The organism is Pseudomonas cichorii, assembly GCF_019719005.1.
Lineage (GTDB): Bacteria > Pseudomonadota > Gammaproteobacteria > Pseudomonadales > Pseudomonadaceae > Aquipseudomonas > Aquipseudomonas cichorii_E.
In genome coordinates, this window is record NZ_JAIGPJ010000039.1 from 23,206 (window position 1) to 40,807 (window position 17,602).

The following is a 17,602-nucleotide window of genomic DNA, read 5'->3' on the forward strand; positions in this document are numbered from 1 at the left end:
GGAAGTGATAAACCGTAAAATCAGAAAACCCGCCGAAGCGGGTTTTCTTTCAACCGGCGATCAAACCGACAGTTCGACCAGCAACTTGTTCAAACGGCGCACGTAGGCAGCCGGATCTTTCAAGCTGTCGCCTGCGGCCAGGGCCGCCTGATCGAACAGGATGTGCGACAGGTCGCCGAAACGCTCTTCGCTCTGCTCTTGATCGAGCTTGCCGATCAGAGGGTGAGACGGGTTGAACTCGAAGATCGGCTTGGAATCCGGGACCTTCTGGCCGCTGGCTTCCAGGATCTGACGCATTTGCAGACCCAGGTCCTGCTCGCCGATGGCCAGAATCGCTGGAGAGTCGGTCAGGCGATGGGAAACCCGGACTTCGCTCACGGACTCGCCCAGGGCAGCCTTGAGGCGTTCGATCAGGCCTTCCTTCTCCTTGGCGATCTCTTCCTGAGCCTTCTTGTCCTCTTCGGAATCAAGCTTGCCCAGATCCAGGTCACCACGCGCTACATCGACAAAACCCTTGCCATCGAAATCGCTCAGGTAGCTCATCAGCCACTCGTCGATACGGTCGGTCAGCAGCAACACTTCGATGCCTTTCTTGCGGAAGACTTCCAGGTGCGGGCTGTTCTTGACCTGAGCGTAGGATTCACCGGTGAGGTAGTAGATCTTGTCCTGACCTTCCTTGGCGCGAGCCAGGTATTCGGCCAGGGAAACGCTCTGCTCGCCGCTGTCGTCGCCAGTGGAAGCGAAACGCAGCAGGCCGGCGATTTTTTCCTTGTTGGCGAAGTCTTCGGCCGGGCCTTCTTTCAGCACCTGACCAAAGTTCTTCCAGAAGCCCTTGTATTGCTCAGGCTCGTTCTTGGCCAGTTTCTCCAGCATGTCCAGCACGCGCTTGGTCAGTGCGGACTTCATCGAATCGATGATCGGATCTTTCTGCAGGATTTCACGGGATACGTTCAGCGACAGGTCATTGGAGTCGACCACGCCCTTGATGAAGCGCAGGTACAAGGGCAGGAAGGACTCGGCCTGATCCATGACGAATACGCGCTGCACATACAGCTTCAGGCCGCGAGGCGCTTCACGCTGGTACAGATCGAACGGCGCACGCGCCGGGACGTACAGCAGCGAGGTGTATTCCAGCTTGCCTTCGACCTTGTTGTGGCTCCAGCTCAGCGGATTCTCGTAGTCGTGACCAACGTGCTTGTAGAACTCCTGGTATTCCTCGTCCTTCACATCGGAACGGGAACGGGTCCAGAGCGCACTGGCACGGTTAACGGTTTCCCACTCCAGCTCAGGAGCCTCTTCACCTTCGGCAGCCGGAGCCTGCTCTTTAGGCAGCTCGATCGGCAAGGCGATGTGGTCGGAATACTTCTTGATGATGTTGCGCAGACGGTAGCCATCAGCGAACTCGTCTTCACCGTTTTTCAGGTGCAGAACGATACGGGTACCGCGCTCGGCCTTCTCGAGGGTAGCGACTTCAAATTCGCCCTCACCTTTGGAGGACCAATGCACGCCTTCGCTGGCAGGCAAGCCTGCACGGCGGCTGAATACTTCAACCTGATCGGCCACGATGAATGCCGAGTAAAAACCCACACCGAACTGACCGATCAGGTGCGAATCCTTCTTCTGGTCGCCCGACAGGTTTTTCATGAAATCTGCGGTACCGGATTTGGCGATGGTACCCAGATGGGTAATCACATCGTCACGGCTCATACCGATGCCGTTGTCTTCGAGGGTGACGGTCTTGGCGTCCTTGTCGAAGGTCACGCGAATCTTCAGCTCAGCGCCACCTTCCAGCAACTCCGGACTGGACAGGGCTTCGAAGCGCAGCTTGTCGACCGCGTCGGAGGCGTTCGAGATCAATTCGCGAAGGAAGATTTCCTTGTTTGAATACAGCGAATGGATCATGAGGTGAAGCAGCTGCTTTACCTCGGTCTGGAAGCCCAGGGTTTCCTTTTGAGTTTCCACACTCATGGTCATCAAACTCCAAGTGGATGATATAAGCCGCCACATCCAGACCAAGGCCTGCGTGGCAGCGGGTAGTCATCAAAGTGGGGGCTGGAGGCAGGATTTCAAGAGCGCAAAAACATCAACGGCAATTCTTCTCTACGAAGACGTCCTTGCAAAAGCGTCGACGCAAGGTATGGGCAAGCGGCCGTCTCATCGGCAAGACAGCCACCTCTGCCAATGGAATCCCGGCTCGTCGACAGCGAACTCATGCCTGTAAGGGGGACGAAACAGGTGCATTGGATATTCCGATAATCCGTTGGAACTTAACTTACACGCCTGTGCTCTCAGGCAAGTAGTTAATCAATAAGGAGAAATACCCCATGCGTAAATCTTTAGCCTATGCCTTGATGCTTTCTGCCACCCTGGGTCTTGCCGCCTGCGACAAAAAATCCGAAAACACTCAGCAAGAAGCCAACAAGGCAGCTCAACAATCCCAGGAGTCGATGGAGAAGGCTCAGGAAAAAGTGAATGATGCGGCCAAGGAAAGCCAGGAAGCTGCCCAGAAGAATGCGGAAGCCGCACAACAGCGCGCCGCTGAAGCTCCTGCCCAGGCGCCAGAGACAGCACCAGCCAAATAAGGCACGCCCGAGGGTCTCCAATAGAAACAATAAAGCCCGTTATTCAACGGGCTTTATTATGTGCGACTGTAAAACAGTCATTACACCAGCGTATTAACTCCTTACAGCATCATGCCAACGCTTCACTGCGCTTGCCGGCGATGCGATCGAATACCACAGCACCGAACAGGGTAATCACCGAAGGCACCAGCCAGGCCAGCCCCTGCTCGCTCAGCGGCAGATTTGCCAGTACACCCGGCAGGTACTCGGCAAGTCCGGCACCCTTGAGGGCATCGATAATGCCGAACAGCAGGGAAACCAGCATGACCGGAGCGATGACACGCCCCTGACTGTTCCATAGCCCTTTGGAGAAGCTCAGACCGACCAGCACGATGCACGGCGGATAGATCGCCGTGAGCACCGGAATCGAGAACTGGATCAGATTGGTCAGGCCAAGGTTGGACACCAGCAGGGAAAACAGCGCCAGGAGGATGACCAGCGTCTTGTAGGACAGCGGCAGAACGCGGCTGAAATACTCGGCACAGGCACAGGTCAGACCCACGGCAGTCACCAGACAGGCCAACGAAATCAGCACCGCCAGGAAACCACTGCCCAACGAGCCCGAGGTATGTTGCACATAAGCATGCAGCACAGCCGCGCCATTGGTCGCACCCGCAGCCACCGCATGGCTGCCGGAACCCAGGCGGAACAGGCTGATGTAAACCAGCGCCAGACCCACGCCAGCGATTAGACCGGCAATGATTGCATAGCGGGTAATCAGACGTGGCGACTCGACGCCTCGCGAACGGATGGCATTGACGATGACGATGCCGAACACCAGAGCCCCAAGCGTATCCATGGTCAGGTAGCCATTGATGAAGCCCTGGGAAAAAGGTGCAGCTACATAGGCCGCCTCAGCCGGCCCGACATCACCCGCCGGAAGCATGAAGGCTGCAACACCGAGCACCGCCAGCGCAATGATCTTCAGAGGGCCCAGGAAACGGCCAACGGTGTCCAGCAGACGACCTGGGTACATGGAAACCCAGAACACCACCAGAAAATAAATCAGGCTGTAGAGGAACAGCGCCAGCGGGCTCTCCCCTGTCAAAGGTGCCAGACCGACCTCAAAGGACACGGTGGCTGTACGCGGGGTCGCAAAGAGCGGACCGACAGCCAGATAACAGGCCGCTGCCAGAATGCCTCCGGCCACCTTGCCGATAGGGCTGCTGAGGTCATCCATCGCACCACCGACCTTGGCCAGGGCAATGACGGTGACGACCGGCAAGCCTACAGCCGTGACCAGAAAGCCCAGCGCAGCCATCCACACATGGGGTCCGGCATGCAGACCGACGATAGGCGGGAAGATGATATTACCGGCGCCCACAAACAGGGCGAATGTCATGAAACCCAGTGCCAGGACGTCCTGGCCTTTCAACACTTTCATCGAGGAAAACCACACTGCCAAATCAGGATTAAAAGAGAGGATTCCCGAGGGTCAGGGAAACAATGCCTACCCTTTTAAGGCTGGCAACAGGCGCCAGGTTTCCTTGTGGGAAACGGACGACGCTAAAAGGTTGCTAGCCTAACGAAACGGGCAATAAAACGCACTAGAAAAGAGCGCAGGAGTGACGAGCCGCACTTGAATGTAGCGATTTACGATTCATTCGTGCATGAAACTCGCGAAAGCCAGATATGACAAACAGCTAGGAACGTATTTTTCGTGGGAGCGACTTCAGTCGCGAAAAGGACGGTACACCCCAAAGACATGCATCGCCTGGAATGCCGTCTCGCGGACAAGTCCGCTCCTACTTGGCGGTATGACCGCCCAGACGCACAAAGGCCACCCGAAGGTGGCCTTTGCTGAAGCATCAATCAGTCAGCCGAAGCTTACTTCTTGACTTCCCAACCAGTCAGCTCAGCCAGGGCTTTGCCGATGTCTGCCAGGGAACGCACGGTTTTCACGCCAGCGTCTTGCAGTGCAGCGAATTTCTCGTCTGCAGTACCTTTACCGCCGGAGATGATTGCACCTGCGTGGCCCATGCGCTTGCCCGGAGGAGCAGTCACACCAGCGATGTAGGAAACAACCGGCTTGGTCACGTTTGCCTTGATGTAGGCAGCCGCTTCTTCTTCAGCCGAACCGCCGATCTCACCGATCATGACGATCGCTTCGGTCTTCGGGTCTTCCTGGAACAGTTTCAGGATGTCGATGAAGTTGGAGCCCGGGATCGGGTCACCACCGATACCGACGCAGGTGGACTGACCGAAACCGGCGTCAGTGGTCTGCTTCACAGCTTCGTAGGTCAGGGTGCCGGAACGCGACACGATACCGACCTTGCCTGGCAAGTGAATGTGACCTGGCATGATGCCGATCTTGCTCTCGCCTGGAGTGATAACGCCTGGGCAGTTAGGGCCGATCAGGATTACACCCAGCTCGTCGCACTTGACCTTGGCTTCCAGCATGTCGATGGTAGGAATGCCTTCGGTGATGCAGACGATCAGCTTGATGCCGCCGAAAGCTGCTTCAAGGATGGAGTCCTTGCAGAAAGGAGCCGGAACGTAGATGACCGATGCGTCAGCGCCGGTAGCCGCTACAGCTTCTTTCACAGTGTTGAACACTGGCAGGTTCAGGTGAGTGGTGCCACCTTTGCCTGGGGTCACGCCACCAACCATTTTGGTGCCGTAGGCAATGGCTTGTTCGGAGTGGAAGGTACCTTGCGAACCAGTGAAACCCTGGCAGATAACCTTGGTGTCTTTATTGATCAGAACGCTCATTACTTGCCCTCCGCAGCTTTGACAACTTGTTGAGCAGCGTCGGTCAGGCTGGTAGCCGCGATGATGTTCAAACCGCTTTCTGCCAGTACTTTAGCGCCCAGCTCAGCGTTGTTGCCTTCAAGGCGAACAACAACCGGGATTTTAACGCCGACTTCTTTCACTGCACCGATGATGCCTTCGGCAATCATGTCGCAACGAACGATGCCGCCGAAGATGTTGACCAGTACTGCTGCGACATTGGTGTCGGACAGAATGATCTTGAACGCTTCGGTAACGCGCTCTTTGGTAGCACCACCACCAACGTCAAGGAAGTTGGCTGGCTTGCCGCCATGCAGGTTGACGATGTCCATGGTACCCATGGCCAGACCGGCACCGTTGACCATGCAGCCGATGTTGCCTTCCAGCGCTACGTAGTTCAGTTCGAACTTGGCAGCGTGAGCTTCGCGCGGATCATCCTGGGATGGATCGTGGAAAGCCTTCAGCTTTGGCTGACGGTACATGGCGTTGGCGTCGATGTTGATCTTGGCGTCCAGGCAGTGCAGATCGCCGTCAGCCTTGATCACCAGCGGGTTCACTTCCAGCAGGGCCAGATCGTGATCCTGGAACAGTTTGGCCAGACCGATGAAGATCTTGGCGAACTGGGCAACCTGCTTGCCTTCCAGACCCAGCTGGAAAGCCAGCTCGCGACCCTGGAATGGCTGAGCGCCAACCAGTGGATCGATAGTGGCCTTGAGAATCTTTTCAGGAGTGTCGTGAGCGATCTTCTCGATGTCCACGCCACCTTCGGTGGAAGCCATGAACACGATACGACGGCTGGAACGATCGACTACAGCGCCCAGGTACAGCTCTTTGGCGATGTCAGTGCAGGATTCAACCAGGATCTTGGTCACTGGCTGACCGTTGGCGTCGGTCTGGTAAGTCACCAGACGCTTGCCCAGCCATTGCTGTGCGAAAGCTGCTGCGTCTTCTTTGCTGCGAACCAGCTTGACGCCGCCCGCTTTACCGCGACCACCAGCGTGAACCTGGGCCTTGACGACCCACTCGGTACCACCGATCTTGTCGCAAGCTTCTGCTGCTGCTTCCGGGGTGTCGACTGCGTAGCCTTTGGATACTGGCAGGCCGTATTCAGCGAACAGCTGCTTACCCTGATACTCGTGAAGATTCATGCTTATTACCGTCTTCGTTTAAGTACTGCGCATTCGGTGCTGCACATTCATTGTGCCGCACCACCTGTGACCGCTACTCCTGGATGACCCCAGGGGTGTCATTCAACACCCTGGAGCCGCCTGAGAGGTCGAGTCCGACGGACTTTCCGCGGTGAGTCTTGCTCGCAAGGCTCACGACGGGCAGTCCGTCGTGGTTTCTCTTGTTGTCTTAGCGTTTTTTACGGTTCTGGATGTGGATGGCACCGCCATTCACAGCCAGGGCCGCTTCGTGAAGCGCTTCGGACAGAGTCGGGTGCGAGAAGACCATCATGCCGATGTCTTCTGCACTGCTACCGAATTCCATTGCAATCGCGCCCTGCTGTACCAGCTCGGCAGCGCTTGGGCCAATGACGTGAACGCCCAATACGCGGTCGGTCTTGGCATCGGCGATGATCTTGACGAAACCGCCGGTGTCGTTGGCTGCCATGGCACGGCCACTGGCTGCGAACGGGAAGGTGCCGACGTTGACTTCAACGCCTTCGCTCTTCAGGGTCTGCTCGGTTTTACCAACCCATGCGATTTCCGGGTGAGTGTAGATAACCGAAGGAATCAGATTGTAGTTCATCTGGGCCTTGTGACCCTTGATGCGCTCGACAACCATGATGCCCTCTTCCGACGCCTTGTGCGCCAGCATCAGACCACGAACCACGTCACCGATGGCGTAAACGCCCGGTACGCTGGTGGTGCAGTAGTCGTCGACATAGATGAAACCACGCTCATCCAGGTCCACGCCGCTGTCAGCAGCCAGCAGGTCGGTGGTCACAGGACGACGACCAACAGCAACGATCAGGCGGTCGAAAGTGATCGACTGCTCGCCAGCGGCGTCGGTGTAGCTGACCACGACTTCTTCGCCATTGACCTTGGAACCGGTCACGCGAGCGCCCAGTTTTACGTCCAGGCCTTGCTTGGTGAAGGTTTTCAGCGCTTCCTTGGAAACAGCTTCGTCAGCGGCCGGGATGAACTTGTCCAGAGCTTCCAGGACAGTTACCTGAGCACCCAGACGAGCCCATACCGAGCCCAGTTCCAGACCGATAACGCCAGCGCCGATCACGCCCAGACGCTTTGGTACTGCCTGGAATTCCAGGGCGCCGGTGGAGTCGACGATGACTTTCTGGTCGACCGGAGCCGGTGGAATGTCGATCGGACGCGAACCGGAAGCCAGGATCACGTGCTCGGCTTCGATGATTTCAACGGTGCCGTCAGCAGCGGTCAGCTCGACTTTCTTGCCGGCCAGCAGTTTGCCGTGGCCTTGCAGAGTGGTCACGCCGTTGGCCTTGAACAGGCTGGAAACGCCGCCAGTCAGGTTCTTGACGATGGTGGACTTGCGGCCAACCATTGCAGGAACGTCGATGGTGACGTCAGAAGTCGAAATACCGTGAACGCCGAAGCCGTTCTTGGCTTCGTAGAATTTCCAGGAGCTGTCCAGCAGAGCCTTGGAAGGAATGCAACCAACGTTCAGGCAGGTACCGCCCAAGGCCAGTTTGCCTTCCTTGTCCTGATACTTCTCGATGCAGGCAGTCTTGAAACCAAGTTGCGCAGCCTTGATGGCGGCAACATAACCGCCAGGGCCTGCGCCAATCACTACCACGTCGAATTTCTGGGACATAAAAAAGATTCCTTTTAGCTGCGAGCTTCAAGCTGCAAGCTGCAAACCGATCAGTGGCTTTCCACGAAACCGGCTTGCAGCCCTTCATTAGATGCTACCTGCGAGCCCCGGGCCATACGCCAAACTGCTTTTTCTTGCAGCTTGCCGCTTGCAGCCCGGAGCTGCTCCATCAGATATCCAGCAGCAGACGAGCCGGATCTTCCAGCAGGTTCTTGATGGTAACGAGGAAGGTTACCGCTTCTTTACCGTCGATCAAACGGTGATCGTACGACAGAGCCAGATACATCATCGGACGAATCACGACCTGACCATTGACCGCCATAGGACGCTGCAGAATGTTGTGCATGCCCAGAATCGCGGCCTGTGGCGGGTTGACGATCGGAGTCGACATCATCGAACCGAAGGTACCACCGTTGGTGATGGTGAAGGTACCACCTGTCATCTCGTCCAGGGACAGCTTGCCGTCACGGGCCTTCTTGCCGAAGGTTGCGATGCCGCCTTCGATTTCAGCCAGGCTCATCAGCTCGGCGTTACGCAGAACCGGTACGACCAGACCACGATCGCTGGAAACGGCAACACCGATGTCGGAATAACCGTGGTAAACGATGTCGTTGCCATCAATCGAAGCGTTGACTGCCGGGAAGCGCTTCAGCGCTTCGGTAGCTGCCTTGACGAAGAACGACATGAAGCCCAGGCGCACGCCATTGTGAGACTTCTCGAACAGGTCCTTGTACTTGGAGCGCAGGGCCATGACTTCGGTCATGTCCACTTCGTTGAACGTGGTCAGCATCGCCATGTTCGACTGGGCTTCAACCAGACGCTTGGCAACGGTGGCACGTACACGAGTCATCGGTACACGCTTCTCGACGCGATCGCCAGCAGCCAGCACAGGAGCAGCTGCAGCAGCGGCTGCAGCAGGCTTGGCAGCAGGAGCAGCGGCCGGTGCGGATTTCTTGGCTTCAACAGCGGCAACCACGTCTTCCTTGGTGACGCGACCGTCCTTGCCAGTGCCTTTGATGCTGGCCAGGTTGATGCCGTTTTCTTCAGCCAGCTTGCGAGCAGCAGGTGCTGCGATTGCATCTTCGTCAGCAGCCGACGCAGCGGCCTGGGCCGGTGCAGCAGCAGGAGCCGCGGCGGCAGGCGCAGGAGCAGCAGATGCGGTAGCACCGGCATCCAGGGTCGCAATCACTTCGTTGGACAGGACGATGTCGCCCTCGCCTTTCACGATCGATGCCAGCACGCCGTCAGCTTCGGCCAGGACTTCAAGTACAACCTTGTCAGTCTCGATATCGACCAGCAGCTCGTCACGTTTTACCGCTTCGCCCGGTTGCTTGTGCCACTTGGAAATGGTGCCGTCGGCAACGGATTCCGGGAAAGAGGGGGCTTTGATCTCGATAGCCATTATCTGTAATTCCTTAATTCGGTTTCTAATGCTCGAAGGCGTTAAACAGTGAAGGCATCTTGCAGGAGTTTTTCCTGCTGCTCGGCATGCATCGAAGCATAACCACAAGCTGGCGCTGCAGAAGCATCACGACCGGCATACTCGAGAACGAGGCTGCGGTTATGGTTGCTCATGCTGCGACGCAAGTGGTGCTGACTGCTGTACCAGGCACCCTGGTTCATCGGTTCTTCCTGACACCACACTACGTTCTGCAGGTTGGTGTAAGGCGCGATCGCTTCCATGAGATCGTCTTCAGGGAACGGATACAGCTGTTCGATACGTACGATTGCGATGTCTTCGCGGCCTTCGGCACGGCGTTTTTCCAGCAGGTCGTAGTAAACCTTGCCGCCACACAGAACCAGACGGGTCACTTTGGCCGGATCGAGCGCATCGACTTCCGGGATCACGGTCTGGAACGAGCCTTCAGCCAGTTCTTCCAGGGTCGAGATCGCCAGTTTGTGGCGCAGCAGCGACTTTGGCGTCAGCACGATCAGCGGCTTGCGCAGCGGACGGATGACCTGACGACGCAGCAAGTGGTAGATCTGCGCTGGAGTGGTCGGCACACACACTTGAATGTTGTGCTCGGCACACAGTTGCAGATAACGCTCAAGACGTGCGGACGAGTGCTCAGGCCCCTGCCCTTCATAACCGTGAGGCAACAGCATGGTCAGACCGCACAGACGGCCCCACTTGTGCTCGCCACTGGTGATGAACTGGTCGATGACCACTTGCGCGCCGTTGGCGAAGTCGCCGAACTGGGCTTCCCAGATGACCAGAGCGTTAGGCTCAGTGGTCGAGTAGCCGTATTCGTAAGCCAGTACCGCTTCCTCGGAGAGGAACGAGTCGTACAGGTCAAAACGCGGCTGACCGGCGAACAGGTTCTTCAGAGGAATGTAAGTGCTTGCGTCTTTCTGGTTGTGCAGGACAGCATGACGGTGCGAGAACGTACCGCGACCGATGTCCTGACCCGTCATGCGGATCGGGTGACCTTCGAACGCCAGGGTCGCATACGCCATGGTTTCGGCGTAACCCCAGTTGATCGGCAGGCCGCCGGCTTGCATCTTCTGACGGTCTTCGTAGATCTTCTGGACCTGACGCTGAACGACGAAGCCTTCTGGCAGCTCCATCAGTTTGGCAGACAGTTCCTGCAAGGTCTTGAGGTCGAAACGCGTGTCATGACGCGCAGTCCAGGCATGACCCAGATACGGACGCCAGTCGACGAACAGTTCCTTGTTCGGCTCCTTGACCAGGCTTTTCACAACGTGCTGACCATTGTCCAGCGCATTGCGATAGTCGTCGATCTTGGCCTGCACACGCTCTTCAGTGAGAACACCGGTCTTGATCAACTGCTCGGCGTACAACTCGCGAGTCGTGCGCTGCTTGGTGATCTGCTGGTACATCAACGGCTGGGTACCGCTAGGCTCGTCCGCTTCGTTGTGACCGCGACGACGGTAGCAAACCAGATCGATCACGATGTCACGCTTGAACTGCATGCGGTAATCGATAGCCAGCTGGGTCACGAACACCACGGCTTCCGGGTCATCGCCATTCACATGGAGAATCGGAGCCTGGATCATCTTGGCAACGTCGGTGGCGTACTCGGTGGAACGCGAGTCCAGCGGGTTGCTGATGGTGAAACCAACCTGGTTGTTGATGACGATATGGATCGTGCCGCCAGTCTTGAAGCCGCGGGTCTGCGACATCTGGAAGGTTTCCATGACCACGCCCTGACCTGCGAACGCAGCGTCACCGTGGAGGGAAATCGGCAGAACCTTGTCACCGTTCGGATCGTTGCGACGATCCTGACGCGCACGCACGGAACCCTCGACCACCGGAGAAACGATTTCCAGGTGGGACGGGTTGAATGCCATGGCCAGGTGAACTTCACCGCCTGCGGTCATTACGTTGGAAGAGAAACCCTGGTGATATTTAACGTCACCGGAGCCCAGCTCCACTTTCTTCTTGCCTTCGAACTCGTCGAACAGCTCGCGCGGGTTCTTGCCGAAGGTGTTGACCAGCACGTTCAGACGGCCACGGTGGGCCATGCCGATCACGACTTCCTTGGTGCCATAGGAGCCGGAGCGCTGGATCAGCTCGTCCAGCATCGGAATCAGGCTTTCGCCGCCTTCCAGACCAAAGCGTTTGGTGCCTGGGTATTTGGTGCCCAGGTATTTTTCCAGACCTTCAGCGGCCGTAACACGCTCAAGCAGATGACCCTGGATTTCAGCAGAGAACGCAGGACGGCCACGCACGCTTTCAAGACGCTGCATGAACCAGTTGCGTTGCTCGGAATCAACGATGTGCGTGAACTCCGAACCGATGGTGCGACAATATGTCTGCTGCAACGCTTCGAGAATTTCGCGTAGGCTCGCTTCCTCTTTGCCGATGAACAGGTCGCCGGCACGGAAAGTCGTATCAAGATCGGCATTGGTCAAGCCGTAGTGATTGATCGACAGATCGGCCGGGGCAGGACGCTGCCACAGACCCAGCGGATCGAGCTGGGCAACCTGATGGCCGCGCATACGATATGCCTGGATCAGTCGCAATACTTCAACTTGCTTCTTCTCGTGCTCGCTGCTCACGCTTCCGGCAGATACCGGCTGGGCGCGGCGCTGGTTTTTGGCCAGCAACACGAAATGATCGCGAATCGTGGAATGCGATACATCGGTGGCAGAGTTGCCGTCTGCTGGCAACTTCTGAAAGTAGGTGCGCCACTCTTCTGGCACAGCGTTAGGGTCGTGCAGGTAGAGCTCATAAAGCTCTTCCACATAGGCAGCGTTACCACCGGAAAGGTGGGCACTGTTCCACATGCGCTGCATCACGCTTTCTTGCATGCTTGGTCACCCTCGGTAAGGGGACACCACCGGCGAAGACGCCATAGCAAACATGAAACAGTCGTGTGCAGCGACCATATCAAGTCACTAAGGATCACGCAGATAGCCCGGGTACCAGCCCGGATGCCCCTGCTGGTCTCATTTCTTCAAAATAAGAGCGGCAGCCTTGCGAGCCACTGCTCAGGTTAAAGCCACGACGCCGGTTGAAGCCTGCGCCGCAGCTACTTTACGTGCAACGGTGTTGCGGTACTGCGATAAATCAGACGCCGCTTTGCAGAAGCATGTTACGTACGTGGCCGATTGCCTTGGTCGGGTTGAGACCTTTAGGGCAAACGTTCACGCAGTTCATGATCCCGCGGCAGCGGAAAACACTGAACGGGTCATCAAGCGAAGCCAGACGCTCTGAAGTCCGGGTGTCACGGCTGTCAGCCAGGAAGCGATAGGCTTGCAGCAGTGCAGCTGGACCGAGGAACTTGTCCGGGTTCCACCAGAAGGACGGGCAGGAAGTCGAGCAGCAAGCGCACAGAATACACTCGTACAGACCATCCAGCTTTTCGCGCTCTTCCGGAGACTGCAGACGCTCGATGGCCGGAGCCGGAGTATCGTTCTGCAGGAAAGGCTTCACCTTCTCGTATTGCTTGTAGAAGATGCTCATATCCACTACCAAGTCACGAATAACCGGCAAACCAGGCAATGGACGCACTACCAGCTTGTTATTCTTGACCACGGAAGACAGTGGAGTGATGCAGGCAAGACCGTTCTTGCCGTTGATGTTCATGCCGTCGGAACCACACACGCCTTCGCGGCAGGAGCGACGGTACGAGAAACCTTCATCCTGTTCCTTGACCAGAGCCAGCACGTCAAGAACCATCAGGTCCTTGCCACCGGTATCGACCTGGAACTCCTGCATGAACGGCGCAGCGTCCTGATCAGGGTTGTAACGATAAACACTGACTTGCAACATATCGGTCACCCTTAATAAGTCCGAATCTTAGGCTCAAAAGTCGGAACAGTTTTTGGCGAGAAGTTCACGGCACGCTTGGCTACGCGCTTGTCACCCGGGAAGTACAGGGTGTGGCACAGCCAGTTTTCGTCATCGCGATCTTCAAAGTCTTCACGGGCGTGGGCGCCGCGCGATTCCTTACGATGTTCTGCAGCAATCGCCGTGGCTTCGGCAACTTCCAGCAGGTTTTGCAGTTCAAGCGCTTCGATACGGGCAGTGTTGAACGCCTGGCTCTTGTCGTTGATCTTGACGTTGGCGATGCGCTCACGCAGGCCAGCCAGCTGGGCAATACCCTTCTGCATGTATTCGCCGGTACGGAATACACCGAAGTAGTTCTGCATGCAGCTTTGCAGTTCTTTACGCAGCGAAGCAACGTCTTCACCGGTGGTGCGCTCATTGAGACCGGACAGACGCGCCAGGGCAGCATCAACGTCGGACTCGGATGCACGACGGTAGTCGACGCCTTCACGCAGGCTCTGCTCAAGGTGCAGGCCGGCAGCACGACCGAAGACCACCAGGTCGAGCAGCGAGTTGCCACCCAGACGGTTGGCACCGTGCACGGATACGCAAGCCACTTCACCCACAGCGAACAGACCAGGAATGATCTGATCAGTGCCAGCAGCGTCCTGGGTGATCGCCTGACCATGAATGTTGGTGGCGATGCCGCCCATCATGTAGTGGCAGGTCGGAACAACCGGGATCGGAGCCAGAGCAGGATCGACGTGAGCAAAGGTCTTGGACAGCTCCATGATGCCCGGCAGGCGGCTGTGCAACACTTCCTCACCCAGGTGATCGAGCTTGAGCATCACGTGGTCGCCATCCGGACCACAACCGTTACCGGCGATGATCTCTTTAACCATGGAACGGGCAACAACGTCACGACCGGCAAGGTCCTTGGCGTTCGGAGCATAACGCTCCATGAAACGCTCGCCGTGCTTGTTGATCAGGTAACCACCTTCACCACGGCAACCTTCGGTAACCAGTACACCTGCGCCGGCGATACCGGTCGGGTGGAACTGCCACATTTCGATGTCCTGGACAGGAACACCGGCACGCAGGGCCATGCCGACACCGTCACCGGTGTTGATCAGGGCGTTGGTGGTGGACGAGTAGATACGACCTGCACCACCGGTCGCCAGTACGGTTGCATTGGCGCGGATGTAGGAGGTTTCACCTGTTTCGATGCAGATAGCGATGATGCCGACAAAGGCGCCATCCTGGTTTTTCACCAGATCCACTGCATAGTATTCGTTCAGGAATACGGTGCCAGCCTTCAGGTTGGCCTGATACAGGGTGTGCAGCAGAGCGTGACCGGTACGGTCGGCAGCGGCGCAGGTACGTGCAGCCTGACCACCTTTACCGAAGTCCTTGGACTGACCACCGAAAGGACGCTGGTAGATGCGACCCTGTTCGGTACGGGAGAATGGCAGGCCCATGTGCTCGAGCTCGAAGACCGCTTCCGGACCTACGGAACACATGTATTCGATAGCGTCCTGGTCACCGATGTAGTCGGAACCCTTGACGGTATCGTACATGTGCCAGCGCCAGTCATCGTTCGGATCGGCCGAAGCGATTGCGCAGGTGATGCCGCCCTGTGCCGAAACGGTGTGCGAGCGAGTCGGGAATACCTTGGTGACAACAGCGGTCTTGTGACCACCTTGAGCCAGCTGCAAGGCAGCGCGCATGCCAGCGCCGCCGCCACCGATGATGATGGCGTCGAAGGAAAGTGTATTTGTGTTAGCCATGAATCAGATACCCCAAAGAATCTGCACGCCCCAGACGAAGTAAGCGAACATCGCAACGCCGCTGACTGCCTGGAAGAGAAAACGAACTGCAGTCGCGGACTTGCCCAGCGCCATTGGCGTCAGGTAGTCGGTCGCGATGGTCCACATGCCGACCCAGGCGTGAGCGCCAAGGGCAACGAAGGCCAACAGACTGAAGATACGCATCCCGTTGTGCGAGAACAGCTCATGCCACTGGGCATAGGTCAGGCCAGGGTGAGCGACGAGGTAGCCGATCAGGAAAATGAAATAAGCCGCGAGAACGACCGCTGAAACGCGCTGCGCCATCCAGTCATAGAGGCCCGAACGCGACAGGTTAGTGACGTTGGTTACCATATCCATACTCCCGCCAGGATGATCACCACCACGGAGACGGCGATAACGATTTTCGAGCCCAGTTTCCCGCCTTCCAGCGTTTCACCGACACCCGCGTCCATGATCAGGTGACGAACACCCGCCACCAGGTGATACAGCAGGGCAGACAGCAGCGCCCAGATTACAAACTTGGCCAGCGGGCTGGTCAGACACGCTTTTACTTCACCGAAGGTTTCTTCGGAGGCCAGCGACTTGTCCATTGCATACAGCATGATTGCAATACCGACAAAGAGGATGACACCGGAGATACGGTGAAGGATGGACGTGTAAGCAGTGACTGGGAGCTTGATGGTCCTTAGGTCTAGATTTACAGGTCGTTGGCTTTTCACGGCTTTTTTTTCACACTGAAGAGCCCCTAACAATCAGGGCAAGTTGTTGGGAAGTGCACTGGTCAGGTACCCACCACCCAGGAAGTGACAACCCCCTCAAAACGGGCCAAAAAGCCCTTGGCGGTCGGACGCCGAGTATAGACAGTTAGGGAACTAATGACAACGCGCATACTTGCAGCCAATAGCGGATTGCGCGGATTGAATAAAAGGCGTAAACGGCAGCAATGGCTTGAAGAAACATCGACATAAAGGCCTTGCGGAACACGACTTTAGGCAAATTGACTTTAGAATTTATCTAACTATAGTGGTGCGGGCCCTGCGTGGGGGGCCTGTCTGATGATTTGAAGCATAAATAGGAGGCCACATGGCTGACAAAAAAGCGCAGTTGATCATCGAGGGCACAGCCCCCGTCGAGCTGCCCATACTGACCGGCACCGTGGGTCCTGACGTGATCGACGTGCGCGGACTTACCGCCACCGGCCGCTTCACATTCGACCCTGGATTCATGTCGACCGCCTCTTGCGAGTCGAAGATCACCTACATTGATGGTGATAACGGCATTCTGCTGCACCGCGGTTATCCGATCGAGCAACTGGCCGAACAGTCCGATTATCTGGAAACCTGCTACCTTCTGCTCAACGGCGAACTGCCAACCAGCGAACAGAAAGCCCAGTTCGTTGCCGTGGTCAAGAACCACACCATGGTCCACGAGCAGCTCAAGAGCTTCTTCAACGGATTCCGCCGCGACGCCCACCCGATGGCCGTCATGTGTGGCGTAGTCGGTGCCCTGTCCGCGTTCTACCACGACTCGCTGGACATCAATAACCCGCAGCACCGCGAAATCTCGGCAGTACGCCTGGTCGCCAAGATGCCAACCCTGGCAGCGATGGTTTACAAGTACTCCATGGGCCAACCCATGATGTACCCGCGTAACGACCTCAGCTACGCCGAAAACTTCCTGCACATGATGTTCAACACACCTTGCGAGATCAAACCGATCAGCCCGGTGCTGGCCAAGGCCATGGACAAGATCTTCATCCTGCATGCCGATCACGAGCAGAACGCTTCGACCTCTACCGTGCGCATGGCCGGCTCGTCGGGTGCAAACCCGTTCGCCTGTATCGCAGCCGGTATCGCTGCACTCTGGGGCCCGGCTCACGGCGGTGCCAACGAAGCCGTACTGACCATGCTCGATGAAATCGGCGATGTTTCCAACATCGACAAGTTCATCGCCAAGGCCAAGGACAAGAACGATCCGTTCAAGCTGATGGGCTTCGGACATCGCGTCTATAAAAACCGCGATCCACGCGCTACGGTCATGAAAAAGACCTGTGACGAAGTACTTCGCGAACTGGGCATCACCAATGACCCACAACTCGAACTGGCCATGCGCCTGGAAGAGATCGCCCTCACCGATCCGTACTTCATCGAGCGCTCGCTGTACCCGAACGTCGACTTTTACTCGGGCATTATCCTGAAGGCCATCGGCATTCCAACCAGCATGTTCACCGTGATCTTCGCCCTGGCACGGACTGTCGGCTGGATCTCGCACTGGAAAGAAATGCTCTCCAGCCCGTACAAGATTGGCCGCCCACGCCAGCTGTACACCGGCAACGTGACACGCGACATCGTTCCACTGGAAGATCGCAAGTAAGCGACCGGCCAATGAAAAGGGCTGCCAATGGCAGCCCTTTT

Annotated in this window: 13 protein-coding genes; 2 read left to right on the top strand and 11 right to left on the bottom strand. The window is 57.0% G+C overall.

Translation table 11 applies throughout. From position 1 onward, the window contains the following. Positions 1-60 precede the first annotated feature (60 nt). The gene (gene htpG, locus K5D32_RS21990) at positions 61-1,968 is read right to left on the bottom strand and encodes a molecular chaperone HtpG (protein ID WP_221575966.1); all 1,908 of its coding nucleotides are present in this window, start codon (positions 1,966-1,968) and stop codon (positions 61-63) included. A 356-nt stretch (positions 1,969-2,324) separates the two neighbouring features. Between htpG and K5D32_RS21995 the strand changes: the two genes are divergently transcribed. Next, a complete protein-coding gene (locus K5D32_RS21995) occupies positions 2,325-2,582 on the top strand; it encodes a hypothetical protein (RefSeq protein ID WP_200995080.1) in 258 nt (85 codons plus the stop codon). Between the two features lie 109 nt (positions 2,583-2,691). Here the strand turns inward: K5D32_RS21995 and brnQ are convergent, their stop codons facing one another. From brnQ to sdhC, 10 genes are all read right to left on the bottom strand, one after another. Next, complete coding sequence (brnQ, locus tag K5D32_RS22000; RefSeq protein ID WP_221575967.1) at positions 2,692-4,005, bottom strand: branched-chain amino acid transport system II carrier protein; 1,314 nt, start codon at positions 4,003-4,005, stop codon at positions 2,692-2,694. Positions 4,006-4,448: 443 nt separating this feature from the next. Continuing rightward, the gene (gene sucD / locus K5D32_RS22005; RefSeq protein WP_221575968.1) at positions 4,449-5,333 is read right to left on the bottom strand and encodes a succinate--CoA ligase subunit alpha; all 885 of its coding nucleotides are present in this window, start codon (positions 5,331-5,333) and stop codon (positions 4,449-4,451) included. Next, positions 5,333-6,499, bottom strand: a complete 1,167-nt coding sequence (gene sucC, locus K5D32_RS22010; protein ID WP_025260629.1) for an ADP-forming succinate--CoA ligase subunit beta — start codon at positions 6,497-6,499, stop codon at positions 5,333-5,335. Before sucC ends, sucD begins: the two co-directional genes overlap by 1 nt. Before the next feature lie 208 nt (positions 6,500-6,707). Continuing rightward, positions 6,708-8,144: a dihydrolipoyl dehydrogenase gene (gene lpdA, locus K5D32_RS22015; RefSeq protein ID WP_221575970.1), complete on the bottom strand. Its 1,437-nt coding sequence runs from the start codon at positions 8,142-8,144 to the stop codon at positions 6,708-6,710. Positions 8,145-8,313: 169 nt separating this feature from the next. Then, positions 8,314-9,546 (bottom strand): 2-oxoglutarate dehydrogenase complex dihydrolipoyllysine-residue succinyltransferase, encoded by a 1,233-nt coding sequence (odhB, locus tag K5D32_RS22020; RefSeq protein WP_221575971.1) that lies wholly within the window; start codon positions 9,544-9,546, stop codon positions 8,314-8,316. Positions 9,547-9,587: 41 nt separating this feature from the next. Then, positions 9,588-12,419, bottom strand: coding sequence for a 2-oxoglutarate dehydrogenase E1 component (locus tag K5D32_RS22025; RefSeq protein WP_221575972.1), 2,832 nt, complete (start codon positions 12,417-12,419; stop codon positions 9,588-9,590). Positions 12,420-12,678: 259 nt separating this feature from the next. Next, positions 12,679-13,383, bottom strand: coding sequence for a succinate dehydrogenase iron-sulfur subunit (locus K5D32_RS22030; protein WP_117164259.1), 705 nt, complete (start codon positions 13,381-13,383; stop codon positions 12,679-12,681). Between the two features lie 11 nt (positions 13,384-13,394). Beyond that, positions 13,395-15,167, bottom strand: coding sequence for a succinate dehydrogenase flavoprotein subunit (gene sdhA, locus K5D32_RS22035; protein WP_221575973.1), 1,773 nt, complete (start codon positions 15,165-15,167; stop codon positions 13,395-13,397). Positions 15,168-15,170: 3 nt separating this feature from the next. Then, entirely contained in the window at positions 15,171-15,539 is a 369-nt protein-coding gene (sdhD, locus tag K5D32_RS22040) for a succinate dehydrogenase, hydrophobic membrane anchor protein (RefSeq protein ID WP_025260635.1), read from the bottom strand. Further along, the gene (sdhC, locus tag K5D32_RS22045) at positions 15,533-15,907 is read right to left on the bottom strand and encodes a succinate dehydrogenase, cytochrome b556 subunit (protein WP_025260636.1); all 375 of its coding nucleotides are present in this window, start codon (positions 15,905-15,907) and stop codon (positions 15,533-15,535) included. Before sdhC ends, sdhD begins: the two co-directional genes overlap by 7 nt. 364 nt (positions 15,908-16,271) lie before the next feature. Here sdhC and gltA point away from each other — a divergent pair, with 364 nt between their 5' ends. Next, the gene (gltA, locus tag K5D32_RS22050) at positions 16,272-17,561 is read left to right on the top strand and encodes a citrate synthase (RefSeq protein WP_025260637.1); all 1,290 of its coding nucleotides are present in this window, start codon (positions 16,272-16,274) and stop codon (positions 17,559-17,561) included. The last annotated feature ends 41 nt before the right edge of the window (positions 17,562-17,602 follow it).

What these genes read in the sequence shown, in the direction of transcription:
- htpG (WP_221575966.1), bottom strand. Translation starts at nt 1,968, where the DNA reads ATGAGTGTGGAAACTCAAAAGGAAACCCTGGGCTTCCAGACCGAGGTA.
- K5D32_RS21995 (WP_200995080.1), top strand. Translation starts at nt 2,325, where the DNA reads ATGCGTAAATCTTTAGCCTATGCCTTGATGCTTTCTGCCACCCTGGGT.
- brnQ (WP_221575967.1), bottom strand. Translation starts at nt 4,005, where the DNA reads ATGAAAGTGTTGAAAGGCCAGGACGTCCTGGCACTGGGTTTCATGACA.
- sucD (WP_221575968.1), bottom strand. Translation starts at nt 5,333, where the DNA reads ATGAGCGTTCTGATCAATAAAGACACCAAGGTTATCTGCCAGGGTTTC.
- sucC (WP_025260629.1), bottom strand. Translation starts at nt 6,499, where the DNA reads ATGAATCTTCACGAGTATCAGGGTAAGCAGCTGTTCGCTGAATACGGC.
- lpdA (WP_221575970.1), bottom strand. Translation starts at nt 8,144, where the DNA reads ATGTCCCAGAAATTCGACGTGGTAGTGATTGGCGCAGGCCCTGGCGGT.
- odhB (WP_221575971.1), bottom strand. Translation starts at nt 9,546, where the DNA reads ATGGCTATCGAGATCAAAGCCCCCTCTTTCCCGGAATCCGTTGCCGAC.
- K5D32_RS22025 (WP_221575972.1), bottom strand. Translation starts at nt 12,419, where the DNA reads ATGCAAGAAAGCGTGATGCAGCGCATGTGGAACAGTGCCCACCTTTCC.
- K5D32_RS22030 (WP_117164259.1), bottom strand. Translation starts at nt 13,383, where the DNA reads ATGTTGCAAGTCAGTGTTTATCGTTACAACCCTGATCAGGACGCTGCG.
- sdhA (WP_221575973.1), bottom strand. Translation starts at nt 15,167, where the DNA reads ATGGCTAACACAAATACACTTTCCTTCGACGCCATCATCATCGGTGGC.
- sdhD (WP_025260635.1), bottom strand. Translation starts at nt 15,539, where the DNA reads ATGGTAACCAACGTCACTAACCTGTCGCGTTCGGGCCTCTATGACTGG.
- gltA (WP_025260637.1), top strand. Translation starts at nt 16,272, where the DNA reads ATGGCTGACAAAAAAGCGCAGTTGATCATCGAGGGCACAGCCCCCGTC.